Genomic DNA, 24,707 nt, shown 5'->3' on the forward strand with positions numbered 1-24,707 from the left:
TTCGCTTTTCAAAGCGTTTTTTTAGCGATTTTGGCGGTATACCAATCTTGCTATATAGATAAAATATGCTACACGCACGTGTGATAAAATAGCCCAATTCATCAGAAAGGAGGTAGACCAATTTTATTATGCCTAGAAGAGCTCAAAGCGCTATGTTACAAGTGCTAAACGGTAATACAAATAGAAGAACAAAAGAGCAATTAAAGGGACGAGTTAAGCAAGAAGAGAAATTGCACGTATCTGATCAAAATATGGATATACCAATTTCAACTAATGCGGTGGTGAAAAAGGAATACAACCGTATTGTTGAGCTGTTTAAAAATTCTGACCTTTTGAATGAAGCTGACATCACAACTTTGGCAAGATATGCCGATTTGTGGGGTGAATATGTCAAGGCTGATCGAAGATTGACTAAATACGGTCGTATTAATCAAGAAACAGGTAAATTAAGCCCTGATATTGCTTTGAAATTAAAATTATCAGCCGAGTTAGACAAACTGGCTAAAGACCTTGGACTGACTCCTGCTGCTAGAGCATCCCTTGCAATAAGTAAGAAAGATGAAAAGGTAGGCGATGATGACGGAGACGAAGACTTCTAAAACAAACGTACTTGATCTCGACTATGCAGGTATCGTTAAATGGGCTGAAGAGTGGAAAGAGAGAGAAGCCTCATTGGGACATATCCTAAAAGAGCCAGCTCCAGTTCTGCTGACCACCTTATATGCTCAAATGGTCGAAGAGGGATCCATTTTAACCAATAAAGAGGTTAAAGAAGCTTGTGAGAGACACTTAAAAGACCTAAAGAGATCAAAAGAAGACCCTAATTATCCTTGGGTATTTGATGAAGAAAAAGCTTGGCGCCCAATTCGATTTATCGAAAAAAGAATTAAGCCATCAAAAGGTGATTTCGATAGATTGGTCTTACAGCCCTGGCAACATTTTTTTATTGGATGTGTATTCGGCTGGGTAAATCGAGAAACAGGCGTAAGGCGATTTCGTGAAGCTGTAGTATTTCTCGGCCGAAAAAATGGTAAAACCACGCTGGAATCAGGCTTAGCTGATTATATGGTTGGCTTTGATGGAGAAAAAGGCCCAAACGTTTATTTCTTAGCTAACTCACAAAAACAAGCTTCAATTCTTTATGAAGAAGCCCGAAACATGATTAATGCTAGTGAATGGCTAAAGGAACGTTATGTACCAAACCGTTCTGAAATACGTTTTCCTGCTTCAAACGGCAAAATCGTGGCTATGTCAGCTGAAAAGAACAACAAAGATGGAGAAAACCTACACTTTGGCGTTTTCGATGAAATCCACGAATACGAGGACTATAGCTTGATTAACGTTATGAAACGTTCACGTGGTACTCGTAAGCAACCATTGATTGTTTATATTACTACTGCTGGTAACGTCTTAGACGGCCCACTAGTCGACTTTATAGAGCAAGGTAAAGATTGCTTGGAGAACTACGATCAAAATATAGATGAACGTACATTTTACTTTTTAGCTAGCTTAGATAAGCCAGAGGAAGCTGATGATCCTAATATGTGGGTTAAAGCTAACCCTAACTTAGGTCTTATGCAGCTTGCTGACATGGTAAATGACTATAAAAAGGACAAACGTTCGCCTAAAGAGTACGCTGACTGGATCACTAAGCAATTTAATATTTTTGCTGAAACTGATGAATTAAGTTTCATTACACCTGAAACACTTAAAAAGAACAATAGACACTACCCTGTTAAGGGCTTACTAGACAGAGAATGTATCGGAGGTTATGACCTTTCTGATACTGAAGACTTTACGTCTGCATGTTTAGAGTTTCCTCTTGATGACGGTAGTGTTTTTATTATGTCTCATTCTTGGATTCCTAAGAAACGATATGAGCGTGATAAGAACCCAGAAAGACTTAAAAATTGGGAAAGATTAGGGCAATTAACCATAATTCCGGGTGATTTTGTCGATTTTTCTTACGTTTTACAGTGGTTTGAGGAAAAGAAAGATTATTACAACATTTTGCAAATAAATTACGACCCTGCTAAGGCTATTCGACTAAATAAGGAATTAGAAGAAGCAGGCTTCACTACCGAAGTGGTACGTCAGGGTTTCTTCACTTTAGGCGGACCAATGCAAAACTTTAAGGAGTTATTGCTTGATGGCAAAGTAGTATTCAATGAACAAGAAATGTTCAAGTGGTACTTAAACAACGTTAGATTAAGACAAGACAGAAACGATAACTGGCTACCTACCAAAGTTTCTAAATCTCGTAAGATTGATGGCTTTGCAGCCGCATTAGACGCTCATGTAAGCGTAATTGACATGCTAGTAGAGCCAGATAACAGTGATGAACCTATTTCTAGATTTATCTCATTTAATTAGAGGTGTTAAAAATTAGCAAAATTTCTTTAAAACAGGGTGATTGCTTAGATTTATTGAGGGATGTTGAAAGCCATTCAGTAGATATGGTTTTGGCTGACTTACCTTATGGAACAACTAAAAATAAATGGGATTCGGTTATCGACTTAAATAAACTCTGGGAGCAATATGAGCGCATTATCAAAGAACACGGCGTGATTGCACTGTTTGGCGATGAGCCCTTTGCTAGCGAGCTAAGAATAAGCAATAAAAAGCTCTATCGCTACGATTGGATATGGATCAAATCTAATCCAACTGGCTTTTTGAATGCAAACCGTATGCCTTTGAAGAATACTGAAACAATCAGCATTTTTTATAAAAAATTACCACTATATAACCCTCAAATGACAGGCGGAAAGCCATATAATGTGCATAATAATGGTTTAAGTAAGAATTACGGTAAATATACCACTAATTATTCAACTGATAATCACGGAACACGTTATCCACTTAAGACTATTAGATTTAATGGAGTAATAAATAATGGCGAAAAGAGATTTCATCCAACGCAAAAACCGATTGCCTTATTGGAATACCTAATTAGAACTTATACCGATCCTAAAATGACTGTCCTAGACAACGTTATGGGCAGTGGCTCAACAGGCGTTGCTTGTGCGAACCTCAATAGATCATTTATTGGTATGGAAAAAGATAAAAAGTATTTTGATATTGCTAATGAGCGGATTAATTCAGCAAAATCTCAAGCCGATAATTCTTTATTTTAAGCATATAAAAACCCTCACGATAGGACGTATCCAATAAGTGAGGGGATTGATCTATTTAAATGATAGATCAACATGCTTATTAAAACAAATCGAGATGAATTATGAATAGAAGACAACAAGTAAAACTGCTAAAAGCAGATTTTCAGAAATTTTATGATAGATATGGTTCAAGCCATATGTTCAAATTAGCAGAAACCAGAAAAAGCAAAGGTAAAAGCGGACAAGCTCTTTTTACAGAGGTCTGCATTTTTTTGTGCTTTATAAATAAAAATCATTCTTTAAGCATAGATTTACCTGCTCACTTACCAGGGGGCAGGCCTATTCTTAAGCCCATGCTTAGAAAGAACAAACCTAAAGTTGGTTTATTGAATATTTTAAAATCTAAGCTCACATCATGGTTGCAGTAAACAGGCTAGAGAGGGGGTGAATACATGAGCTTTTTACAATCTTTAAAACGAGTGTTTAATCCTCGTCAAGAAACCCAGTCTGTTCCTAGCAAATTTGTTGGTCCTGGCTATGATTTTTCTCAATGGTCAAGACTGGGACTCACTGAATCACGTTATAGTGCTTTGAGAAAGAATGAAGATGTCTATAGCGTTATTAGCCGTTTATCAAATACCATGGCTGGGTTGCCAATCCACTTATATCAAAAATATCAGCAGGTAGACAAAACGCCATCTGACTTATTGAATGGTTCAGCTAATCCTTCACTTTCCTCATATCAGTTGATTAATTCTACAGAAGTGTCAAGAAACGTTGATGGAAATGGATATATCTTTATTGAGCGTGATCCTAAGACTGGAGTGCCAATTAACTTATGGCCTATTGATACCGCAACCGTAACAATAGAAAGAAATATCGAAGACGGGTCAATTTGGTATAGAGTGACCGGGCAACAATTTAATTTCTTAGTATTTAATACAGAAATTATTCATGTTAAGCATATTTCACCTTTATCTGAATACTATGGCATCAGCCCTTTGGATGTTTTGAATAATGCACTAACTTTTGATAAAGCTGTAAAAGACTTTTCTTTAAAGGAAATGAAGAAAAAAGACGCATATATCATTAAATATGACCGCTCTTTAGATCCTAAGAGACGTGAGGCTTTAATTGCGGACTTCGTAAAAATGGTCAACGACCATGGTGGTGCGGTTGTTCAAGAGCAAGGAATGCAGTATGAACGCTGGGAAGGCAAATTTCAACCTAGCGATTTAGGAACAAGTACTGAAATAACTAAAAAGAAAATAGCAAATGTTTATAACGTGCCATTAACTTTTTTAGGTGAGACAGGTCAGAATGCTAAAAGCACTGAAAGTGTTATGACGCAATTTGTTGAAATGACGCTCCTGCCAATTGTTAAGCAATATGAATCAGAATTTAATAGAAAGCTCCTTACGCAGAATCAGCGGTCAAGGGGCTATTATTTTAAGTTCAATGTCAATGGACTTATGCGTGGGGATACCCAGTCCAGAACTAGTTTCTATCAAATGATGATCAGAAATGGTATTGCAACGCCTAATGATCTACGCAAATTAGAAGATTTACCTATAGCTAAGGATAAGAATGCGGACAAACTATGGTTCAGCAAAGATTTGGCGCTCTTAGAGCAAGCAGATAAGATCAATGCCGTTACAACTACAGCTGAACCACAACCTACTTCAAACAACAATTTGGAAGGAGGTGAAAAGGAAAATGCCGACGGAGATCACGAAACTAAAGACTCAAACGAACAGCAAACTGGAAGTAAGGCAAGAAGCTGATCAAACTGATTTGTATCTTTATGATCAGATAACCACTAAAGGTGAAGATGGCGTTTCAGCCATTGATTTTAGGGATGCACTTCAGTCAATAGGCGATGTTAAAGAAATTAATTTACACATCAACAGTCCTGGTGGCAATGTTTTTGAGGGTGTAGCCATCTATAACATGTTTCAACAAAATAAAGCAAAAATAAATGTATATATCGATGCATTAGCTGCATCAATAGCAAGCGTTATCGCAATGAGCGGTGACGCTATTTTTATGCCCGAAAATTCAATGCTTATGATCCATAACCCATTTGAGGGAGTCGTTGGAAATGCAAACGAATTACGAAAAGAAGCTGATGCACTAGACAAGATAACCCAATTAAGCGTTAGCGCTTATGTAAACAAGGCTAATGGAAAGATAGATCAAGCCAAAGTGCAAAAGCTTATGGATAACGAAAGCTGGCTTTCAGCTGAAGAAGCTGTCAACTACGGCTTAGCAGATCAAATCTTGCCTGCAAACCAAGCAGTCGCTGTTTTAGATGGCAATGCTATGAAGCATTTCAAGCATATACCAAAGCAACTTGCTACTGAGGAGAACAAGCCTAAAAAGCAAGAACCAGTAGCAAGCAATAATCCAGAAGAACACGAAGAAATGGACTTTGAAACTATTGCAGAACAAGCCAATCTTCGCGCTCAAAAAATTTCTCACGAATTACAAGAATTGAAAGGAAAATTATATCGATGAATTTATTTGAAATGAAACAAAACCTTTACGATATCGGTCAAAAGGTTGAAGAAGCTGATAAGAAAATCAGTGAAGCAGCCACCAGCCCAAAGGAAGGCGCTGCTAAGTTAATTAAGGATTTGCAATCAGCACGTGAAGATTACCAAGCACGTTATGATGCATTAAAACAACAAGTTGAAATTGCTGAAGAGAAACAAAAAGCGGCATTACAACCAGTTAAGAAGAATGCAACTCAAACTCCAGAAGAAAAGAAACAACACGCCTTTGCTCAATTAGTACGTAACACTATGGCAAAAGAATCTGTTGGTAAAGATATTTATGAAGCTTTAGGTGATAACGACGAAACCGGTGGTAACAAATTCTTGCCTAAGACCGTATCTACTAACATTATCACTGCACCAGCAGAAAAGAATGCTTTGCGTGGTCTTTCAACAATCACTCAAATTCCCAATCTTGAAGTACCTCGTCTTTCATTTACTTTAGATGATGATTCATTCATTGAAGATGGAGATACTGCAAAGGAAATTAAGGCAAAGGGTGATACCGTACAATTCACTCGTAACAAGTTCAAGGTAATGGTTGCTATGTCTGAAACTGTTTTACTTGGTTCAGACGTTCAATTGAACAACTATGTAAATCAAGAATTGTCTAACGGTGTAACAGTTAAGGAACGCAGCGTTGCATTTAATCCCGCACCAACTAAGGCTGCTGAAAAGCATATGAGTTTCTATGATGATTCAGTTGGTATTAAGAAAGTATCAGGCAAGGACTTATATGATGCTATTACTTCTGCCGTTGCTGATTTACACGAATCATATCGTGAAAACGCAACAATCGTAATGAGCTACAAGGATTACTTATCAATCATCAAGACCTTATCAAATGGTTCATCTACTTTATATGGTGCTCAACCACAAGCTGTATTGGGCAAGCCAGTTGTATTTACTGATGCAGCATCTAAGCCAATTATCGGTGACTTCTCATACTCACAATACAACTACGATATCAATACCTTATATGACCAAGACAAGGATGTTCATACTGGTATTAACTACTTTGTTGTGACTGCATGGATGGACCACCAAATCAAGTTGGCAAATGCATTTAGAATTGCTGACGTTGCTTCTGGTAACGCGGGAAAATAGACTCCCCGTCAGATGATAAAGGTGGCAACAAGGGGAGTAATCCATCAAAACCACCTGTAAATCCATCAACTACAGGCGGGGATAACAAACATGCAACTGATCCATCCACTAAACCTAGTGATGATAAGAAGGATGACGCTTCAAAGATTGATACTTTATCAAGTAATGATGGTAAAAAGACCGTAGAAGCGTCCTCTCAACACGCATCTAATACAGGCAGTGATGAAAAAACTGATTCAGTAGAAACAGTCCCAACTCCCAATAATACTGTCGCTGAAATCAAAGCTTGGCTAGATAAGAAAAAGATTTCTTACCCAGCCAATGCTACAAAAGATGATTTGTTAAAACTAATTCCTAAAGCTGGTGCTTAATTATGTCAATATCAACTCTATTAACTACTGTTGACCCAAAAGACTTAGATGATGTTAAGAACTTTTGTAAGGTTGATGGAGATTTAGAAGATGAAATCATTACAGGGATGATGTTGAGCGCTCGCAAGGACATCATTGGGCAAGTAGGCTCACAAATTGATGATTTTTACGATAATAATTGGAATTTTAAATATGCAGTTTGGCTAAAGGTATATCACAGTTATAACAACCGTGATACTAGCTCAATTGCAATGACTTTTGAAATTCAAGATACGTACAACTCAACCATTAATGCTATGAAAGATGATTATCGTTTATTGATATATCAAAAAGAAAAAGCTAACGAACAAGGAGATGAATAACAGTGACTAAGCATACCAGTATTAACATTGCAAGAATGAGATATCGCTTAGAGTTTGGTAAATACGATGACACAACCGGCGAAATTAATCCAAATACGGGAGAAAAAATTAGCAGTTTCTTACCACTTTATACTTTATGGGCGGGTAAATGGTCTATTAGCCAAGCTGAATTATTATCTTTAGCTGGTGCTGGTATAAAAGATGCTGTTGTTTTCTTTATTCGTCACAATCCTAATATTACAAGTGACTTTACCATCCGTTTCGAAGACAATGATTACAAAATCGACAGTATTAAATATGATGATGGCCTGTCGGCAAACAGTTTTGATTTAGTTACTTGTCATAGAGAGGTAACCAAGCATGGCTAGTGAAATTTTAAATGAACAAAACTTTGACCAAAAAATTGATGATCTAGCTAGAGGATGGACTAAAATGGATCGTCTTGTTGTTAATAAAGCAGGTATGGAAGCTTTTAAGCCCATCTTAAAAAGTAAAATAGACCAGCATAGAACTACTGGTAAATATGGTGTTGGATATCCAGACCATATGGCAGATACACTAGTTACCAACGATAAATACGATGGTAGCGAAGAAATCGGCTTTTCTAAAGAAGGGAAGAAAGCTTATATTGCTCGCTTTATTAATGACGGTTGGGAAGAATATAACCAGCATGGTGGACCGTATGGGCATCATGAAGGTGAACATTATTGGGAAAAAGCAACTGATGAATCAGAAAAAGTTGTAACTGCTGCAATGGTTAAAGCAGCAAAAGAAGTAATGAGACGAAAGCTAGGTGGTTAGTATGACTCCTGCAGCAAAAGTAGTCACATTACTAAAACAAAATGTGGATCAGCTTGAAGAGATTCAAGCAAAACATATTCACGCTTATATGATTAGTCCACAAGATCAAACGAAAACTGAACCAATTATTGTGGTTCAAGAAGCGCCTGGAGGTCGTCACTCCTATGGTAACGGAGTACCGATATTTGAAAGAAGGCGACTCCAGATTCAATTTTATTATCCGAAAAATTACACAAAAGATATGGAAGCCATTGAACATTCTGTTCGGGCTTTTTTATTTACCCAAAAATACATTTGCTATTCAAATGGAGGGCATGTAATTACGCCGAATAATCAAAATATCACAAATACACTCAAATTTAATTATCAATTGGAGGATATCTAATGGCCGTAGTAGGTTTAACAACTATTTACGCAGGACTAAAGGACTTAGATGGTTCTGTAATTACCGGCGAAAACGGTGTCGATAAGACCGGTATTTTTGAAATCGACACTGACAAGTCACACTACAACTTAGGTTCAAAAACCTTTAACATTACCAACTTATCAGGTACTAATACCAAGATTTCAGGTAACAACGAAGTTGTAGATATCTCTAAGGGCCCAGCTGCTCCCCAAGTAGCAATTGACTCTAACATGGTTAACCCAATCAAACTTAACCAATTGTTAGGACGTCAAAAGTTAACTGGCGGTGGTTGGACTGAAGGAGAAGAAACTCAAGAAATTGGTTTAATTGGTGTTTCTGTAGACCCTATCACTCATTCAAAAATTTATTGGTGCTTTGGTAGAGGTACTTTAACTCAAGCTACTCAAAATATGCAAACTAACACTGATACTGCACAAACTCGTGAAGATGACAACTTAACTTTCACAGCTTTGTCATACGACAAGTTCAACAAGAAGCCTTACGCAGTATTTTGGGAAAAGAATGAAGGCTTTAATGCTAAGGCAATGTTTGATTTGGTATTTCCAGGTCAAACTTTGGTAACTGATAGTGGAACCACTACTGATGGTCAATCAGGTACCCCGAGTAAAGCCTAATACTAATCCATCTACTACCACACCTAGTGGTACAGAAACTATACCAACTGGAGATAAAGATAAATCAGAAAATAAAGCTGACAAATCTAATGATCCTGATAAAGAAACTACTCCAGATCAATCAGAAGATCATAAAGAAAATGATGATGCAAAAGCACAATCTACAGCTTCTTCTGACCAAAAAGAAGCAACTAACAATTCAGATCACGCAACTGAATAATTAATAAAAACATTTTAATAGCGGACAGAGACGAGAAATGTGAGACGAATTTTAAGAGAGGATTTTAAATACATGGCAATAAAAGTTAATTTTGATGCAAAAGATACTTTAGGCAAAAACTATGAACTTATCGATACTTACAACAATGTAAAGATTGTTGCTCAAAGCTTAATTGATATGTTAAATGCTATCGATAAGGAAGAAAAGAAAAACCCAGATATGAACTTTATTGAATATGGGGAACTTATTAATCGATATGTTAAGAAAAATGTTGCTCGTATCTTAGGTCTTGATGCAAAAGGAGTTAAGAAATTGGACAACATGAGTAGATCAGATGTTACTAAATTCTATGAAGAATTAGCTGATAAATTCTGTGATATGACTGTTCCATCAACTGAACGTCTTAAGGAAGCCATTAATAGTGTAAATGGTCAAGTACCAGAACGCGACGTTAGTGAAAAAGGTAACGAACAAGACCCAAAATAGCTAGAAGAGAAATCGTTTGGCAATTACAACAATTAATAAAAGACATTGATTATATGGCACAACAATTGCTTAACGAAAAAGGCGTAATGCCTGATGCGTTTTATGGTCAATCAATGTCTAATTGGATTTCAGCACAAAGAGCCGAGTCACCACAAGATAGAGTAGGTAATCCTCTTGATATTGCTCGGCAACTTGGTGCTTTGTAATTTCTAAAGAGAAAGGAGGTAAAAATATATGCCTGTAATTGATGGTTATACTTTCGTCATGGATTTGCAAGACCGTGGTGTTATGAAAAACTTACGTGGTATGAAACAAGCTATGCAAGTTCTTAAAAACGAAATGCGTACTGGTTTTCAACAATTCCAAGCAAGCGAAGGTACACTATCAGCTTATAATTTTAAGTTAAAAGAGTCTGCTAACATCATCAAAGAATATCAACATAATATTAATGAATTATCGGCTAGATATTCTGACTATAAAACCAAACTTGATGAAGCTCAAAATTCTGTAAGAGAAGAAAAAGCCAATCTTGAAGATGCTAAAAAGAAATACGAAGAAAATAGTGACCAAGTAAAGAAAGCCGCTAAAGCATATGACCAAGCTCAAAAAGATTTAAAGCATTATAGCAATGAAGTCCGTCAGGCAAAAATGGTACTTGACCGCTACGATGCTGGCTTAGCTCAAACACGACAACAGCAAGAAAAAGCTCGTGAAATGCTAGAGCGTATGAAAACTGGTCTATATGACTATCGTAGAGAAACCGAAGCTATTACTAAAGCTAACAAATCATTTACTACTAGTCTTAGAGAAAGTGGTAATTATTTTAAAGCTAATAGAACTGGTATTCGGGGACTTAAAGTTGAGCAAGAAGCTTTATCAAAGCAATATAAGGCAGAAAAAGAAGTTCTAAGTCAATTAGAAACTAAGCAATCAGGCTTACTTACAAAATACAAACAAGAGAGAGCCACACTTTCCTCCTTGACCTCTGCTCGCACAAGAGCAAAAAATGAATTAACTCAGGCAACCCAAAAATATGGTGCTGAAAGCCAACAAGCTTCCAAAGCCAAAGCAAAGCTTGATAGTTTAAATGAATCTTATGAAAAACAAAAACGTGTTCTTAGTGGCTTTCCTGAACGTATTTCTAACGTAAGTAAAGAGTACAGTGAGCAAGCTCAAAAAGCTAGTGCGGCTTCTGCCAAATTACGTACGCTTGATAATGCTTTAGGTCACACTAAGTTTAGTTATGCTAAAGCCCAAGTAGTAGGCTTTGGTCAATCAATTTCACAATTTAATCAACGACTCAAACAGTCCACTTCCAATACTAGGGAGTGGGCTTCTTCTTTAAAAGGTGGTTTAGTTGCTGCTGGTGCAGGAATGACCGCCGTTGGCGCTGGTGTCGGCAAAGCTACAAAAATGGCTGCTGACATGCAGACTCAATGGGTTAACATAAAAAACCTATTAGTTACTGGTGGCGAAAGCGCAGGAAAAGCCGTACAAAATGTTGGGCTGATGGAAAGAGATGCATCCAAATATTCTAAAGAATATGGGTTGTCTCAAAAAGAAATTGCAGAACAATATACCAACTTAGTAAAACGTGGTTATGATTCTAAAGCGGCTTTAGGTGCTATGAAGTCAGAGCTGGAAGCTACAAGAGCTACTGGTGATGACTTCGAAGATGTTGTTAACAATGCCTCTAGTGCATTAGATGCATTTGGATTACGTACTGATAATGTCGCACAAATGTCTAAAAACACCAAAAGGGTTTTAAACTCCATGGCTTATGCTGCTGATATGACGGCGACAGACTTCAAGGACTTAGGCGAAGGGATGTCTTTCGTATCTTCAACTGCTTCACAAGCTGGGCTTAGTGTTGAAGAAACATCAGCGGCTTTAGGTGTATTGTCAAACGCTGGTGTTGAAGGAACTCGTGCTGGTACTGGGTTACGTAAAGTATTGAACTCTTTAATTAGTCCTACTAAGGGAGCGAGTGATGCCTTACAAAGTATCGGCCTTTCTACCAAAGATTTTAGAACTCAAGCTGGTAAATTAAAGCCAGTCACACAGATCTTCAAAGAGATTGAAAACGCTATGGATAAGAAAAAGCTTACTCAAGCTGAAAAAATGGACATTTTCCATAGTTTATTCGGTACAACTGGTCAACAAGCTGGTGCTATTTTAGCTCAATCGAATAAAGATCTAGGTGAATTAGTTCAAAAAGTTAAAAAAGCCAATAAGGGACAAGGTTATGTTCACCAATTAGCCCAAAAGAACATGCAGACTACTCAAATGCAGATGAAGAAGCTGCAGATGACATTCCAAGACATGGCTATTAACGTTGGTAAACAAATGTTGCCAGCAATTAACTCTGTTACAGAAGCATTTTCTAAATGGACGGTTTCCAAAGAGGGTAAAGAAGCTATCAATGGTATGACTAGTGCGGCGAAAGGATTTGCACAGTATCTTGCAAATCATACCAAAGATATCATGGACTTCTTTAGCGGAGTAGTTGATGGCGCTAAGAATGCATTTAACTTCTTAAAAACAGTTACGACTCCAATTAGAAATTTCATCGGCTGGCTAGATAAGAAATTAGGTGGTGGCAAAAAAGATAATCCTGTTGCTAAATTTGTAGGTATAGCAGTAGGCGCATTAGCTGTATTAGCTGTTCCTCTTGCTGCATTAAAAAAAGCATTCCAAGGAACAATTGCAATTGGTAAAGACCTAGGCAAACTCAAAGACTGGGTTAAGGGTAACAAGTATGTAAACGAACGTAATGCTTACATGCAAAAGTTGATTGAACTGCAAGAGCAATCAATTAAGCTTACCAAAGAACAGATTGAACTTGACCGACAAAATACCAAACCTACAGGTGGCAATGGAAATTCAACCACTGGAGATATTGCTGATATTGCAACTGATGTTGCGGGCAATGGACCAGTTAAGGAGGTTAAAACTGCTTCTAAAGCCGAAAAGACAGCTGATGTAGCAAGTGAAGTTGCTGATACCGTAGACATCGTAGCTTCTGCCAAAGGTGGTAATGGCGCAAAGATTGCTAAAGATGTTGAAGAAATGGGAGCTAAACATGCCCGTTTCTGGCAAAAAGGCTGGCTAGGTAAATTTATAGGATGGAGTAAGAAACTCTTAAGTATTATTTCTCCAAGTAATATTACCGACAATTTAATGCAAAAAATGGCAAATCTAGGCGATAAGTCCGGAGGAGCATTTAAAGCAAAATTCTTAAGGTCTCTTAAGACAATCGGTCACTACATCAATCCTCTTACATGGTTCAAAGGAATCTATAAAGTCGGTGCCAAAATCGGTAGTGGCTTAGTAAAGGCAATCGTTGCTCCAATTAAAGGTATAGGTAAGTTCATTAAGAGTCCTATCCAAACTATGGCCAACTTAGGTGATAAATGGGCTTCAACATTTAATGGTTCATTTACCAAGAAAATGAAAGCATCAAAAATCAACCCCAAGAATTGGTTTAAGGGCAGTTCTAAAGCCGCGGAAGAAGCAGGAGCCGACGCAAGTAAAGGATTCTGGAGTAAATTCAAAGGCTTATTTAAATGGCTTAATCCTAAGAATTGGTTTAAAGGCGCAAGTAAAGCTGGTGCAGAGGCAGGTGCTAAAGCATCCACTGGTGTATTAGGGAAGATAAAAGCTATTCCACACTCCCTTAATCCTAAAAACTGGTTTAAGGGAGTTACACCCGCCGCAACGGAAGCTGGTGAAGCGGGGAGTAAAGGACTTATAGGCAAATTCGCAACTAAGTTTCCTAAACTAACTGGAATGGCAAAAGGCGTGTTTGGCAAGATGGGCGGAATTGCTAATGTAGCATTTTCAGCCATCGATCTTATTTCTGCCTTACGTGAAAAAAACCCTGATAAAAAGTGGAAAGGTATCGGTAGTTCTGCTGGTGGCTTAATTGGCGGTGCCTTAGGAACCACTTTAGGTCCATTCGGGACAATTGCTGGTAGTATGTTAGGATCAAAAATTGGAGAAGTAGCTGGTCCAACTGGTGGTAAATTTGCCAGAGGCTTTCAAAGTTGGTTCAACAAAGGTGTAAAAAAGCACGATTGGAGTATGGACTTTAAGAGTATTGGAAAAGGTTGGAATCAATTCTGGGGCGGAATGGGTGATTGGTGGGATCAAACTTTCCGTGGTAAAAAACCCAAAGAATCAAAATCCACCAAGTCAAAGACCCCTTCATCGCAAAAGATTAAATCTTTAGGTGGAAACAACTATTCTAAGACAGACATTGCCAATATTAAAGCAATGAATAAAGCTGTTAAAGATTATATTGGAACTCTTGAAAAACTTAAGGGTGCAATTAAAAAGAGTGATCCAACTAAAGAACTAGAAGCGATTAATTCTGGACTTATCAAGCAAACTAAAGGCTGGAAGAAAGCAATAAGCCCAATCAAGGAGCTTGGTAAAGCATTTAGTACTTTAGCCAAATTTACAGCTTCAATGGCTAAAAAAGACGGGTTTAGTGCGCTTACTAAAGACCTGCCAAAATTAGCTTCTGCTTTGAAGAACAATGCAAGCAAGATTAAAGATGGTCTTAAAAAGCTAAATAGTGCATTTTCTAGTGGAAAAGGTAAGGGTAAATCCGGACTAATTAGTAACATTAGTTCTATTGGAAATGCATTGAGTAAGCTTCAAAGCAAAATTAAAGGTTTACCTAAATCTCTTTCTTCTCTTGCAAGCTCATTTAAGAGCCTAGCTACTCAAGCTAAAAGGTTGATATCTGGTAAAAGTACAATTTTCGAAAAAATTGGTAATGGGCTAGATAAAATGCAAACGAAGTTCTATCACATTACTCGTGGTAAGAACTCGATTGGTAATCTTCTTAACAGCGTAGCAAGCTCAATTAAAAAGTCTAAGCTTTCATCTTTCTTAAATGGATTAAAAACTCCTCTTAAGGATATAACTAGTTACTTAAAATCTATGGATAAGCCACTAGATCATGTATCTAGTTCATTTTATTCCTTAGCTAAATCGACAAAACAATTTACCAATTCAAGAACTAATCCATTTACAACAATTGCTGATGGATTGAAGAGCCTTAAATCTGCTTTAGGTGATGTAAAGTCTAAAGGCGGTCTTGTATCACAACTTGATGCCCTATCTACTGCTTTTGGTGGTAAAGGTAAAAAGAACTGGGGATTTGCTGATGGTCTAAAGCAGGTTTCTAAGTATGTTGGCTCTGTTGCTTCTGCTTTCAAGACTATGGATAAGCCATTTTCAAGCTTTGTTTCTTCGGTAAATAAGATTGGCGGAGGAACACAAAAGAAGAATCCTTTAACCGAAATGGCAAATGGATTAAAAGCTCTAAAGTCAGCTCTTGGTGGCAAAAAAAATAATACTCTAGCTAATGAATTAAAAGAATTATCTGAAGCTATGGGTGGCGCTACAAGTGGTAAGGGTAAAGGTAAAAAACAAACGACTGGACTTGCTAGTGCATTTACTGATTTAAACAAACCACTTAAAAATGTAGCTTCTTCATTTAAGCAATTACAAAAGCCTGTAGTTGCTTTCAGTAAAGCAATGAAACCTTTTGGTGGTAAATCCAAGAAGAATAATCCTCTTGATAATTTAGCTGATGGCTTTAAGACTTTAGATAAAGCTCTCAAAACTAGCGGTAAAAATAGTGTTGTTACCAAGATAAAAGACTTTGTTAAAGCTTTACAAGGCGGTACTGGCAAGAGTAAGTCTAAATCATTAGACAATCTTTTAAATGACATCAATAAACCACTTAAGAAGATGGCTAGCTATGTCAAAGGCTTAGGCAAGCCACTAGAAAAAGCGTCAATTAGTTTAAAGAAATTCGATAGTGCCCTTAATTTATTTAAGAGTAAGAAAACAGATTCAATTTCAAATATCACAACTGAAGTCAGAAATCTATATCTAGCAATGAAGAAATATCCATTTGGTAAAGAAATGGAGAAACAAGCTGAATATGCTGAAAAATCATTATCCGGTAGAAATTTTGCTACATTATTCTCTGATGCGGTTAAAGATATTAAAGAGGCACTTACTAGTTTTAAGCGTTCGTTTAACAAGAGCTGGAAAGACTTGTGGGACAACATTGCTAAGCCTGTCCAAAAAGGGCTGGATAAAGCTGATACCTATACTTACCGCAACTTTAAATCTATTCAAAGTAGACGCGAAAGTTTTTCAAAAACCTTCTTGAGCGGATGGAAGAACTGGATTAATCAAGTACTTAACTTATTCCGTAATGGTATGAACAAACTACCTGGTTATGCATCCAGTGCTATGAATTCGGTTATTAGCAGGATGAACCGAGGTATCGGTGGTGTTAATGCTGTTATTGGCGAATTCGGTGGAGATAAGAAGCTTTCTACCATCAAATATGCTAACGGTACTGACAAGGGACATCCGGGTGGTCATATGCTGGTTAACGACAGTAAAAAGCCACACTGGAAAGAACTTGTTAAGTTTCCTGGTAAGCCTTGGACTATGTTTGACCAAAAAGATACGTTTATACCAAACGCACCTAAAGGCACGAAGGTAATAAACGGGGATGATACATATAGATTGATGTCTAAGCACGGCATTTATGCTTATGCCGATGGTACTGAAGAAGACTTTGAGAAGATTGACAAGATGCTTGACAGCATCGACAAGAATCCACTTAAAGTTTTGAAAGAAGCTTTCTACAGTAAGGCTAAATTCAATGGCTCTCAAGTTGTTGCAGACTTTGGTGGAGCTATGGCGAATGCGTTCTTAGTATCTATTAAAAACAAGTTCAAGAAAGAAGCTGATGATTCAGGCTTAGGCGATATTAAAGCTGGTGCCGCATCTATTGGCTTAATTGAACGTGCTGCTAGAGCAATGAAAGTATCATTACCGGCTGGTTTCGCTAGAAAATTAATGCAAGTAATCATGAGCGAATCAGGAAACCGCTCTATTATGCAACAAATTCATGACATGAACTCTGGCGGTAATGAAGCTGGTGGTATCTTACAATACACGCCGGGAACATTTAGAGCCTTTGCTATGCCGGGACATACAAATAGAATGAATGCTTATGATCAATTACTAGCATTCTTCAATAACTCTGACTGGGCAAATTCAATTGGACCAACTGTTATTTGGGGAACGCCAAAGATGGATTGGTTACATTCAGGCCCTCAAGGTCACAGAAGATTTGCTAATGGTGGCTACTCATTCACTCATAAGTTTGCTGAAATTTCAGAAGGAAATAATCCTGAAGCAATTATTCCGCTTAGCTTGGAAAAACGTCCACGCGCTCTCCAATTAATGTCAGAAATAATTGCTGACATGAAAGGCGATGCTACTAATAACTCCACCATTCAACAATTGGAAGCTAACAAGCAACGTAAAGTAAGCAATGAAAAATTAGATCAATTGATCACTTTGCTTACCGAATTAGTAACTGGTGACCAATACGTTGAAACTTCAATTAATATTGATGGACGTAAGATGGCTCGTGGTTTATCTAAGTACTCAAGAAGAGAAAATGCTAAAGCTCAATTTAAAGGCAATTTAGGATTTAGTAATATTTAAGGAGGTTTAAATGGCAGGAATGATTAAAGAATTAGTCGCCAAGTTGATTGTGAATGAACAGTCAACTTTAGATTTCGGCGTCTATATCCAATATCCTATCGTAATTACGCATCCGCAAGTTGATGTCACATCCAATGCAATTCCCGGACATAGTGGGGATTTGCTAACGAAGAACCATCGCTTTCAAAATATTTCTCAGTCCTTTACTTTATATGCTACTCGAGAAAGTACCAAGTATTCTACTTGGTCTCAATTGAGTATGGCTATTAATGATTGGCTAGTAAGTGATAAGTATCAACCACTCTACTTAGATACAATGCACGAATGGTACTGGGAGGCAATCCTCTCACAGCCTGCCAACTTTACCCCACAGAACGACTCTGAAGCCACGGCTACAGTTACTTTTAACTGCAAGCCATATATGCGGAGTACAGATAGTATGAAATTCAGACCGTTACCGTCATCACAAAAAGTTATTAATAAACAGCAAGAATCGGCAGAACCAATAATTCATATTGTTGGATCTGGCGATTTTGTTTTATCCATAAATGACCAAGACTTCAAACTTAATGGGGTTGATGGAGAAATATTTGTAGATAGCGAAGAGCAATGGATTTATAAGCATGATTTTAAGGAAAATAGAGCATCATGCGCTGTATTTCCAAATAACGATTTTCCCAGTTTAAAGCCAGGAGAAAATAAGATCTACTTAAAATCTGGAACTGCTCAAAAGATAGAATACAAACCTAACTGGAGGAGGTTAGCTTAGTTGAAATATCCACGCTTGTATAACCGAGCATCGGATGACACTTCAACCATGGGGCTTGGCCCTATGAAAGGTGTAATTAATGCTCAAGTACAAAGAGATAAAAACAAAATTCCTGTCCTTACTATGACCTATGATAAAGACGATGAATTAGCACCTCAAATAAAAGAGGGACGAATCATTGTAACAACTATGGGCCCGCGTAATGATGAGAAAGAACAAAAATTTAGAATTACTGAAATTGGTGGAGATGAACTGCAGTCTTTATCAATTACTGCTAACCATATAGCAGGCGATCTAGCGTATAACGTTATCACTAAAGATATTAGTATTGCCAATGCGTCAGCAGGACAAGCATTCGAAGCAATAAAAGAAGCTCTAGCCGACCCCGTGCCAGGGCTTTCATTTTATTCAGATATTTTAAAAGTAGCCAACTTAGGTTGGGAGTTTAAATCGGTTGAATCAGTAACTAGTATTTTGCTTGGAGAAGACCAAGAGGGGGATACAGTTGCTAATACTATGGAAGCTATGTATCAAGGAGAATGGCTATTTGATAACTATAATCTCTCTTTGGTTCAACATGGCGGAGATGATACTGGACTAGTAGTCAAGTATGGTAGGCGGCTTAAATCTCTGACTCAAGATACCAACATTGATAATACCTATAATGCGATCTTCCCTTATTCTACTTATTCGCCTAACACGGTAGCAGCAGAAGAAGGCGGCGAAGACTTTGACGGGCAAGGCGTTGTTCAATATGTTGGTTCTGGAGGTGCAGAAACCTATAACAGTCCATATAAAGGTCATACCGTTAATGGACACGTTAAGAATGGAACTTTTTATCATGTTGAAAAAGTGGCAAAAGATAACACTGTCAATGATGATACTTGGTATCTCATTGGAAATGGGCAATGGATCGATGAACACTTTTTCAGTTTTGATAAAACAGGCGCTTACATCGTTAACAAAGTTAAGGCTCAAGGTACTGTTTATGTACCTGATGATAGCACTGAGGGGCAAGGTTTAATCGTTGATTATGCCGGTGTTGGTACGATTGCTTATGCTGGAAAAGGACAAGTTGCTTTATGGACTAGTCCTTTTTCAGGACACACCATAACCGGTTATCGTAAAAATGGTAGTCGATGGAAGATATTTGCTAAAGCAGTTGATTACAACGGCAAAACTTGGTACTGCTTGGGTAACCGTCGTACTCAATGGATAGATGGTCAATATCTCAAACTTGATAAAGTTACTGACTATTCTCAATACGGTACGCACGGTATTTTATCTGTTAACGGTACTAAGGAAAAAGTTAAAATCCAAGTCCCAACTGGCAAATATACCAAACCACGCGGTAAAAATTCTGTACGTAAGCCTCGTTACAAGAAAAAGACAATAACTGTTGTCAAAAATATGGTTAACGCCATGACTGGTCCGGGTACTGGAAAGTCATTTAAGTGGAGTGCTAATAAAGGCTCACGCTGGCTGATTACCAATATTGCTACTGACTATCAAGGCAAAACTTGGTATCAAATCAGTACTCATATCTGGGTAGAAGAAAGCGACGCAATTAACTTTACGAGCAGTGGTACTGTAAAGCCTGACTATGAAGAAGAACAAAAACGGATAGCAAAAACTACCGGTAAAATTCCTGTTTATAGATCTCCTAATGGTACAAGAGTATATGATCAATGGCTAAATGTTGGAGATCAAGTTCCTATTACTGCTCAGGCTGAAAGTCATGGTAAGACTTGGTACGAAATTGGAGAAGGTAAATGGGTTGATGCCTCTTACTTTACCTTTGAAAATAATACCGATGTTCCGCCGGGTGAAGACGATGGCACTGATAATGAGGTACAAGTTCAAGATGTAACAGTCACATTACCAAATTTAGTCTTAACCAGTCCTTTTATGGGTGATGACGAACGGTTAAGAATTAAAACAGTTGATTTATCATCTTATAACATTCAAGATCCAGACAAACTTCAAGAAGTTGCAGAAGCATATATGAAAGAATATCGAATTGGATATCCGAACGTTTCTTTAACTTTCAACTATCAACAAATTTGTGATGAAGTAGATCTCTACGATTTGGTACTCGTCCAATATGATCAATTAAATCTACAGCAAAAAGCAGAAGTTAACTCAGTTTTATGGGATCCGCTTAAAGAAGAATTTACTCAGATTACTATTGGTGATTTACCCGTTTCTTACGAACATGTGCTTGGTCAATATGTTCAGCAAACCGTTGAAAAAAATACTCACGGCTTGGAACGAAAGAACCAGCATTTGTTTGGCGAGATGCGACGAATTGTGCAACTCCAAGGCGATGACCAAAAGGCTGCTCTTGAAAAGCTGGGACAAAAGCTTGATATGACAAAAGACTCATATACAAGAGATCGCCAAAATATGTTAGAGCAGGTTGAAAAAATTGATGGAGATGTAAAAGACATTCAAAGCTGGATTGATGGTGGTAGTAATAATGTTATTCAAGCTTATCCTAATTGGAGAAGCCCCACAGAATTGCGAGCCCAAACTAACGATGGCGGATTAATGAAATTTAATTCAAATGGACTCGAATTCTTAGGAAGAGATAATGTATTAAGAACTGCAATTTCTAGTGATGGACGTATTGCCGGAGAATACGTAGATTTTGGTCGGGTTGATGCTCTTTCTATTAAAGGCGTTGATATTGAAGGAACCGGGAATATATATTGCCATTCTTCGGGTCAATCTGCAGTTATGTCTGATGCAGGATTTTCAGCAACTAATGGTGCTTATACCATAGCAACTAATGGATACGATATTAGATTAAGCGCTGGCAGTAGCACCCATTGGTTCACTTGGAATGACTTGTACCGTGTATTCACTGGAAAGAAGGCTTAATAATGATTATCGATAATCAAAAAGCGCTTGAAAAATTAGCTTCAAATATGGGAACCAGCATTGCAACTCTACAATTGAAGGTTGCTAAATTGGAAACTGCCCTAGCGGGCTATCAAGCCGAAAATTCGGAATTAAAATTAAAACTAAAAATGAAAGAAGGTGCAGAGAATGAGTCTACCCAAACTAGAGCTAGACACGAACAAAAATCTAACTAGCATCCTCGGGGTTACAGTAAGACAAACAGAAAAAGGCGGTCTTTTAGAGGCCGCCTTTTTGAATGCCCAACAAGAGCCTTATGACTTAACGAATAAAAAAGTCACTTTCATGGACCACAAAGAAAACGATAAATTCGTTGCAGACGACAAAGTAACTATTGTCGATGCTAGAAATGGCTCAATTCAATATACGCTCCATCCTCAAACTTATGCAGGAACTGGTACTGCTTGGTTTGAAATTAACGATATGGACGGCAATAAAGTTGATAGTACCCAAAGTTTTACCATTACTGTCGATGAAGGAATGGGAGTAAGTGTATATAACACCAACTATGTTCCTGCATTGGAGCGCTTAAGGGATCAGATGCAAAATCTGATTGATCAAGCTCAGAAAATCGAAGACGATCAAACTAATAAGTTTACTCAAGATTTAACTAATAATCTTAAAAATGCGCAAACTCAATTAAATACTAAGTTAACTAGTATGCAACAGGCATACGATAATTTAGAGAATCAACGAACTAGTGCATTTAATACTAGTCAAGCTGATCGTCAAAACACTTTTAATCAATCCGAAAAGTCTAGATCTGATACTTACACCCAAGATAAGACCAAGAGGGATGCTGATTGGACTGCTGACAAAAAACGCATTGATGATGAATGGACTACTGATAAAGCCAGAATTGATGGCGAATGGCAAACCAAGAAAGCCACTCTTGATTCTACAATTGCAGATCTCGGCAAAAAGTTATCTGATATTCAGACTTCACTTACTGACCTAAGCAATACTAAATTGCCAGCAATGAATAAGTATGCAGATGACGTTCAGAAAAAGGTTACTCAACTTAAGGCTGACTTCAACGCTATTGATTTTTCTAGCTACGCAAAAGTTGCGGACGTTTATACTAGGCAAGAAGTAGACCAAAAAGTAGCTTCAGCTGGCAAAGTCAAAACTGTTGATGGTCAACAACCTGATGCTAATGGGAATATCTATTCAACTAATTTAGTTTCAAATGGTTATGACATTGTTGCTAATACAGCTACAAATGCAGAAAGCACAAAGTCTAATGGTGCGTGGCTTACTGGAATTGATGCATTAAAACCATTTGCCGATGCTATTAATCAACTACAGGGTACTGGACCAAATAGAGTAGGAACAGTTGATTTAAATGTCCTTCAGGGAATTACGAAAAAAGTAACTACTTACATTTGTACTAGTTCAGATAATAAAAACACACCACCATTTTTTGTGGATAAGCGAGGAATTTTAATTTGCTTTAATTATGATGGCAATGCCAAAACCCAAGTATGGATTCCGGTAGGAGGATCAGGTCAGCAGCCTTTTGCTTATAGATATTGGGAAGGGAATAATTATGGCACGTGGAAGGAAGTTGCTAACTCTGAGGAATTAAATACAGTTAGAAATATTGCATCTAACAATAAAAGCGCCGCAGATGCGCTTCAAGCTAAAACTAATGTTGCAGCTCCTCTTTTTAGGGAAACTACTAACAGTAATAATTGGCAAGATATTTTAGGCGTTGCTAATCCCAACCAAATATTAGTTTCTATCCGTAATGATCACGGCGGAAGTGGAGTTATGCTTGGCAACGATTCATCTGGTATAGCTTTTGGTGGCGGAAATACTAAAGGGGTTTTAAATGTTTCTTACGGTTACCATAATGCCCGAATTATTGGTGGTAACGGCAACGCACCAGTATGGCATGAAGACATTGCCTGGAAGAGTGATATCACAAACGTTAACAATCGAATAAATGAACTAAACGCTAAAATGCCAGATATTCACGCTGTTAATAGCGAAGCGGAAGGCAACGCTTATTTAGCCAGCCACCCGAATGCAATCATTATGGTGAAAGGATAATACTATGATTAAAGAAATCATGACCAGTGAAGGTAATTATTTTAAAGAGTTGAATGGTCAAAGAGCCGTTCCGACTAGCGACGTTAATTATGTACCTTATCAAACAGATTTAACAGCTAGCACTCCAACTAATGCGCTTTATATTGATTCTATTCAAGTATACGGGCGAGCAAATCTTAATAATAATAAAGGCTATATAGCAAAAATCGGCTCCCAGTGGGGATTTGTTTATGAAAATGCTGTAAGACTTGTGGGGGGGGTAAAATCCACCTTTATCAAGCTATTGCATCGCTTTTCTTTAAGAGGGGTGGTGTGTTAAATGGCTATTAGAGAAATCATGACTAGTGAAGGAAATTTTAAGAAATCCTTGATTGGTACAACAGTACATGTTCCCGGTTCAGCATTTGAATGCAATGTTAAGACTGGTAATATTCCAGACCAATTTACTATTAAAAAGCAAACTTGGACTTTAGGAAGTGACTGGACCGGTACAGTTGATTATGAAGTTAATATCAAAGGAGAAAGATATTTGCACGTAGTAACTGATTTTAGAGTGTTTTGGGTAGCTGCTACTGATATTCTGGGGGGGGTAATTAGGTCCCTCTATCTACTGATACGACAAGCTTTTAGCCACCTTGAAAGCGAGGTGGTCGCATGATTATTGATAACTCTATTAAGAAAATCATGGCTGGTTCTGACAATATTGAAAAAGTATTTAACAGAGATGGTGTACTGTGGCAAGCCCATTATGATCACACAACTACATTGATTTTCAAAGGTAATTCAGGAACATTAGATATCGATAAATTACCTCCAGAGTATACACGGTCTGTACAGGGACAAACGATGCGATCGTATCAAGATGGTCAAATCTTGTTTGCCCTTATGTGGTGTCCTTATGATGACCAACATCAGTTTTATACTGGAGATCCCAATTATAATAATAGTAATGTTCCAGGACATCTTTCCGATTATGTTTCGCAAGCCCCAAGAACATATTCCACAGACACAGGTAACCTTTTTGGTTCCCTTCAAACATCAATAATAGATAATGGCAAGAAACTACAATTCACATACACTAATACTGGTTTCTATAGCCCATATCAGTCTATGCCAGTTAAATACGTAAAAATATCTTTTAATAATCCATATATATAATCATCAAGCTCTAGCGGGCGTTCCGCTGGGGCTTTTTTAATACAAAAAATTGGAAAGGAAAATTAATTATGGCACAAGAATACCACTACTGGATGTCTACAGATGACGTCCCTTTTGACACAATCACCACTTTACACGAATACACGGAGAACCATTACCCAATTGTGGTTGAAGCTCCTGATCCAAGCTTAAA

Annotated in this window: 24 protein-coding genes; all 24 read left to right on the forward strand. The window is 37.6% G+C overall.

Translation table 11 applies throughout. The annotated features are described in order from the left end of the window. Positions 1 to 152: 152 nt before the first annotated feature. The 24 genes from BN55_RS03665 to BN55_RS03780 all read left to right on the forward strand — a co-directional run bounded on the left by BN55_RS03665 (position 153) and on the right by BN55_RS03780 (position 24,514). The gene (locus BN55_RS03665; protein ID WP_162129588.1) at positions 153 to 599 is read left to right on the forward strand and encodes a phage terminase small subunit P27 family; all 447 of its coding nucleotides are present in this window, start codon (positions 153 to 155) and stop codon (positions 597 to 599) included. Continuing rightward, positions 577 to 2,373, forward strand: coding sequence for a terminase large subunit (locus BN55_RS03670; protein ID WP_008470449.1), 1,797 nt, complete (start codon positions 577 to 579; stop codon positions 2,371 to 2,373). Before BN55_RS03665 ends, BN55_RS03670 begins: the two co-directional genes overlap by 23 nt. 53 nt (positions 2,374 to 2,426) lie before the next feature. Beyond that, positions 2,427 to 3,134 carry a DNA-methyltransferase gene (locus BN55_RS03675; protein WP_236699144.1) on the forward strand — a complete coding sequence of 236 codons (708 nt, stop codon included), beginning with the start codon at positions 2,427 to 2,429 and terminating at the stop codon, positions 3,132 to 3,134. A gap of 101 nt (positions 3,135 to 3,235) precedes the next feature. Continuing rightward, positions 3,236 to 3,541, forward strand: coding sequence for a hypothetical protein (locus BN55_RS03680; RefSeq protein ID WP_008470453.1), 306 nt, complete (start codon positions 3,236 to 3,238; stop codon positions 3,539 to 3,541). Positions 3,542 to 3,565: 24 nt separating this feature from the next. Beyond that, positions 3,566 to 4,897 carry a phage portal protein gene (locus BN55_RS03685; protein ID WP_008470454.1) on the forward strand — a complete coding sequence of 444 codons (1,332 nt, stop codon included), beginning with the start codon at positions 3,566 to 3,568 and terminating at the stop codon, positions 4,895 to 4,897. After that, positions 4,830 to 5,630, forward strand: coding sequence for a head maturation protease, ClpP-related (locus BN55_RS03690; RefSeq protein WP_008470455.1), 801 nt, complete (start codon positions 4,830 to 4,832; stop codon positions 5,628 to 5,630). The genes BN55_RS03685 and BN55_RS03690 overlap by 68 nt, the downstream gene beginning before the upstream one ends. After that, complete coding sequence (locus BN55_RS03695; protein ID WP_008470456.1) at positions 5,627 to 6,775, forward strand: phage major capsid protein; 1,149 nt, start codon at positions 5,627 to 5,629, stop codon at positions 6,773 to 6,775. The genes BN55_RS03690 and BN55_RS03695 overlap by 4 nt, the downstream gene beginning before the upstream one ends. Positions 6,776 to 7,053: 278 nt before the next feature. Continuing rightward, positions 7,054 to 7,146, forward strand: coding sequence for a hypothetical protein (locus BN55_RS10215; protein WP_260319454.1), 93 nt, complete (start codon positions 7,054 to 7,056; stop codon positions 7,144 to 7,146). 2 nt (positions 7,147 to 7,148) lie between these two features. Beyond that, positions 7,149 to 7,508 carry a head-tail connector protein gene (locus BN55_RS03700; protein ID WP_008470457.1) on the forward strand — a complete coding sequence of 120 codons (360 nt, stop codon included), beginning with the start codon at positions 7,149 to 7,151 and terminating at the stop codon, positions 7,506 to 7,508. Positions 7,509 to 7,510: 2 nt separating this feature from the next. Further along, positions 7,511 to 7,876 carry a phage head closure protein gene (locus tag BN55_RS03705; protein ID WP_008470458.1) on the forward strand — a complete coding sequence of 122 codons (366 nt, stop codon included), beginning with the start codon at positions 7,511 to 7,513 and terminating at the stop codon, positions 7,874 to 7,876. Beyond that, on the forward strand, positions 7,869 to 8,309 hold the full coding sequence (locus BN55_RS09555; protein ID WP_008470459.1) for a hypothetical protein: 441 nt from the start codon (positions 7,869 to 7,871) through the stop codon (positions 8,307 to 8,309). The genes BN55_RS03705 and BN55_RS09555 overlap by 8 nt, the downstream gene beginning before the upstream one ends. 1 nt (position 8,310) lies before the next feature. Then, positions 8,311 to 8,694, forward strand: coding sequence for a hypothetical protein (locus tag BN55_RS03715; RefSeq protein ID WP_008470461.1), 384 nt, complete (start codon positions 8,311 to 8,313; stop codon positions 8,692 to 8,694). Beyond that, complete coding sequence (locus BN55_RS03720; protein WP_008470462.1) at positions 8,694 to 9,350, forward strand: phage tail protein; 657 nt, start codon at positions 8,694 to 8,696, stop codon at positions 9,348 to 9,350. Before BN55_RS03715 ends, BN55_RS03720 begins: the two co-directional genes overlap by 1 nt. Then, positions 9,319 to 9,570 carry a hypothetical protein gene (locus BN55_RS03725; RefSeq protein ID WP_040469212.1) on the forward strand — a complete coding sequence of 84 codons (252 nt, stop codon included), beginning with the start codon at positions 9,319 to 9,321 and terminating at the stop codon, positions 9,568 to 9,570. Before BN55_RS03720 ends, BN55_RS03725 begins: the two co-directional genes overlap by 32 nt. Before the next feature lie 72 nt (positions 9,571 to 9,642). Beyond that, on the forward strand, positions 9,643 to 10,056 hold the full coding sequence (locus BN55_RS03730) for a hypothetical protein (RefSeq protein ID WP_008470467.1): 414 nt from the start codon (positions 9,643 to 9,645) through the stop codon (positions 10,054 to 10,056). A 53-nt stretch (positions 10,057 to 10,109) separates the two neighbouring features. Further along, the gene (locus BN55_RS09720) at positions 10,110 to 10,262 is read left to right on the forward strand and encodes a Protein of unknown function (RefSeq protein WP_008470470.1); all 153 of its coding nucleotides are present in this window, start codon (positions 10,110 to 10,112) and stop codon (positions 10,260 to 10,262) included. 28 nt (positions 10,263 to 10,290) lie between these two features. Further along, positions 10,291 to 17,610 (forward strand): phage tail tape measure protein, encoded by a 7,320-nt coding sequence (locus BN55_RS03740; RefSeq protein WP_008470473.1) that lies wholly within the window; start codon positions 10,291 to 10,293, stop codon positions 17,608 to 17,610. 10 nt (positions 17,611 to 17,620) lie between these two features. Continuing rightward, positions 17,621 to 18,379 carry a phage tail domain-containing protein gene (locus tag BN55_RS09560; RefSeq protein WP_008470474.1) on the forward strand — a complete coding sequence of 253 codons (759 nt, stop codon included), beginning with the start codon at positions 17,621 to 17,623 and terminating at the stop codon, positions 18,377 to 18,379. Beyond that, a complete protein-coding gene (locus BN55_RS09565; protein WP_008470476.1) occupies positions 18,380 to 21,262 on the forward strand; it encodes a phage tail spike protein in 2,883 nt (960 codons plus the stop codon). A 2-nt stretch (positions 21,263 to 21,264) separates the two neighbouring features. Then, entirely contained in the window at positions 21,265 to 21,477 is a 213-nt protein-coding gene (locus tag BN55_RS03760; RefSeq protein ID WP_008470478.1) for a hypothetical protein, read from the forward strand. Beyond that, positions 21,431 to 23,356 carry a BppU family phage baseplate upper protein gene (locus BN55_RS09570; protein ID WP_008470480.1) on the forward strand — a complete coding sequence of 642 codons (1,926 nt, stop codon included), beginning with the start codon at positions 21,431 to 21,433 and terminating at the stop codon, positions 23,354 to 23,356. Before BN55_RS03760 ends, BN55_RS09570 begins: the two co-directional genes overlap by 47 nt. Before the next feature lie 4 nt (positions 23,357 to 23,360). Next, positions 23,361 to 23,675: a hypothetical protein gene (locus tag BN55_RS03770; protein WP_008470482.1), complete on the forward strand. Its 315-nt coding sequence runs from the start codon at positions 23,361 to 23,363 to the stop codon at positions 23,673 to 23,675. Beyond that, positions 23,676 to 24,014: a hypothetical protein gene (locus BN55_RS03775; protein ID WP_008470483.1), complete on the forward strand. Its 339-nt coding sequence runs from the start codon at positions 23,676 to 23,678 to the stop codon at positions 24,012 to 24,014. It begins immediately after the preceding gene. Next, positions 24,011 to 24,514, forward strand: a complete 504-nt coding sequence (locus BN55_RS03780) for a hypothetical protein (protein WP_008470484.1) — start codon at positions 24,011 to 24,013, stop codon at positions 24,512 to 24,514. Before BN55_RS03775 ends, BN55_RS03780 begins: the two co-directional genes overlap by 4 nt. The last annotated feature ends 193 nt before the right edge of the window (positions 24,515 to 24,707 follow it).

This window comes from Lactobacillus hominis DSM 23910 = CRBIP 24.179, from assembly GCF_000296835.1.
GTDB lineage: Bacteria > Bacillota > Bacilli > Lactobacillales > Lactobacillaceae > Lactobacillus > Lactobacillus hominis.

Excerpts from the sequence above, each read along its gene's own strand:
- BN55_RS03670 (WP_008470449.1), top strand. The coding sequence starts at position 577 with ATGACGGAGACGAAGACTTCTAAAACAAACGTACTTGATCTCGACTAT.
- BN55_RS03680 (WP_008470453.1), top strand. The coding sequence starts at position 3,236 with ATGAATAGAAGACAACAAGTAAAACTGCTAAAAGCAGATTTTCAGAAA.
- BN55_RS03780 (WP_008470484.1), top strand. The coding sequence starts at position 24,011 with ATGATTATTGATAACTCTATTAAGAAAATCATGGCTGGTTCTGACAAT.
- BN55_RS03700 (WP_008470457.1), top strand. The coding sequence starts at position 7,149 with ATGTCAATATCAACTCTATTAACTACTGTTGACCCAAAAGACTTAGAT.
- BN55_RS09570 (WP_008470480.1), top strand. The coding sequence starts at position 21,431 with ATGAGTCTACCCAAACTAGAGCTAGACACGAACAAAAATCTAACTAGC.
- BN55_RS03775 (WP_008470483.1), top strand. The coding sequence starts at position 23,676 with ATGGCTATTAGAGAAATCATGACTAGTGAAGGAAATTTTAAGAAATCC.
- BN55_RS09720 (WP_008470470.1), top strand. The coding sequence starts at position 10,110 with ATGGCACAACAATTGCTTAACGAAAAAGGCGTAATGCCTGATGCGTTT.
- BN55_RS03730 (WP_008470467.1), top strand. The coding sequence starts at position 9,643 with ATGGCAATAAAAGTTAATTTTGATGCAAAAGATACTTTAGGCAAAAAC.
- BN55_RS03690 (WP_008470455.1), top strand. The coding sequence starts at position 4,830 with ATGCCGACGGAGATCACGAAACTAAAGACTCAAACGAACAGCAAACTG.
- BN55_RS03715 (WP_008470461.1), top strand. The coding sequence starts at position 8,311 with ATGACTCCTGCAGCAAAAGTAGTCACATTACTAAAACAAAATGTGGAT.
- BN55_RS03685 (WP_008470454.1), top strand. The coding sequence starts at position 3,566 with ATGAGCTTTTTACAATCTTTAAAACGAGTGTTTAATCCTCGTCAAGAA.
- BN55_RS03760 (WP_008470478.1), top strand. The coding sequence starts at position 21,265 with ATGATTATCGATAATCAAAAAGCGCTTGAAAAATTAGCTTCAAATATG.
- BN55_RS09555 (WP_008470459.1), top strand. The coding sequence starts at position 7,869 with ATGGCTAGTGAAATTTTAAATGAACAAAACTTTGACCAAAAAATTGAT.
- BN55_RS03725 (WP_040469212.1), top strand. The coding sequence starts at position 9,319 with ATGGTCAATCAGGTACCCCGAGTAAAGCCTAATACTAATCCATCTACT.
- BN55_RS03665 (WP_162129588.1), top strand. The coding sequence starts at position 153 with ATGTTACAAGTGCTAAACGGTAATACAAATAGAAGAACAAAAGAGCAA.
- BN55_RS09560 (WP_008470474.1), top strand. The coding sequence starts at position 17,621 with ATGGCAGGAATGATTAAAGAATTAGTCGCCAAGTTGATTGTGAATGAA.
- BN55_RS03740 (WP_008470473.1), top strand. The coding sequence starts at position 10,291 with ATGCCTGTAATTGATGGTTATACTTTCGTCATGGATTTGCAAGACCGT.
- BN55_RS03695 (WP_008470456.1), top strand. The coding sequence starts at position 5,627 with ATGAATTTATTTGAAATGAAACAAAACCTTTACGATATCGGTCAAAAG.
- BN55_RS03770 (WP_008470482.1), top strand. The coding sequence starts at position 23,361 with ATGATTAAAGAAATCATGACCAGTGAAGGTAATTATTTTAAAGAGTTG.
- BN55_RS03720 (WP_008470462.1), top strand. The coding sequence starts at position 8,694 with ATGGCCGTAGTAGGTTTAACAACTATTTACGCAGGACTAAAGGACTTA.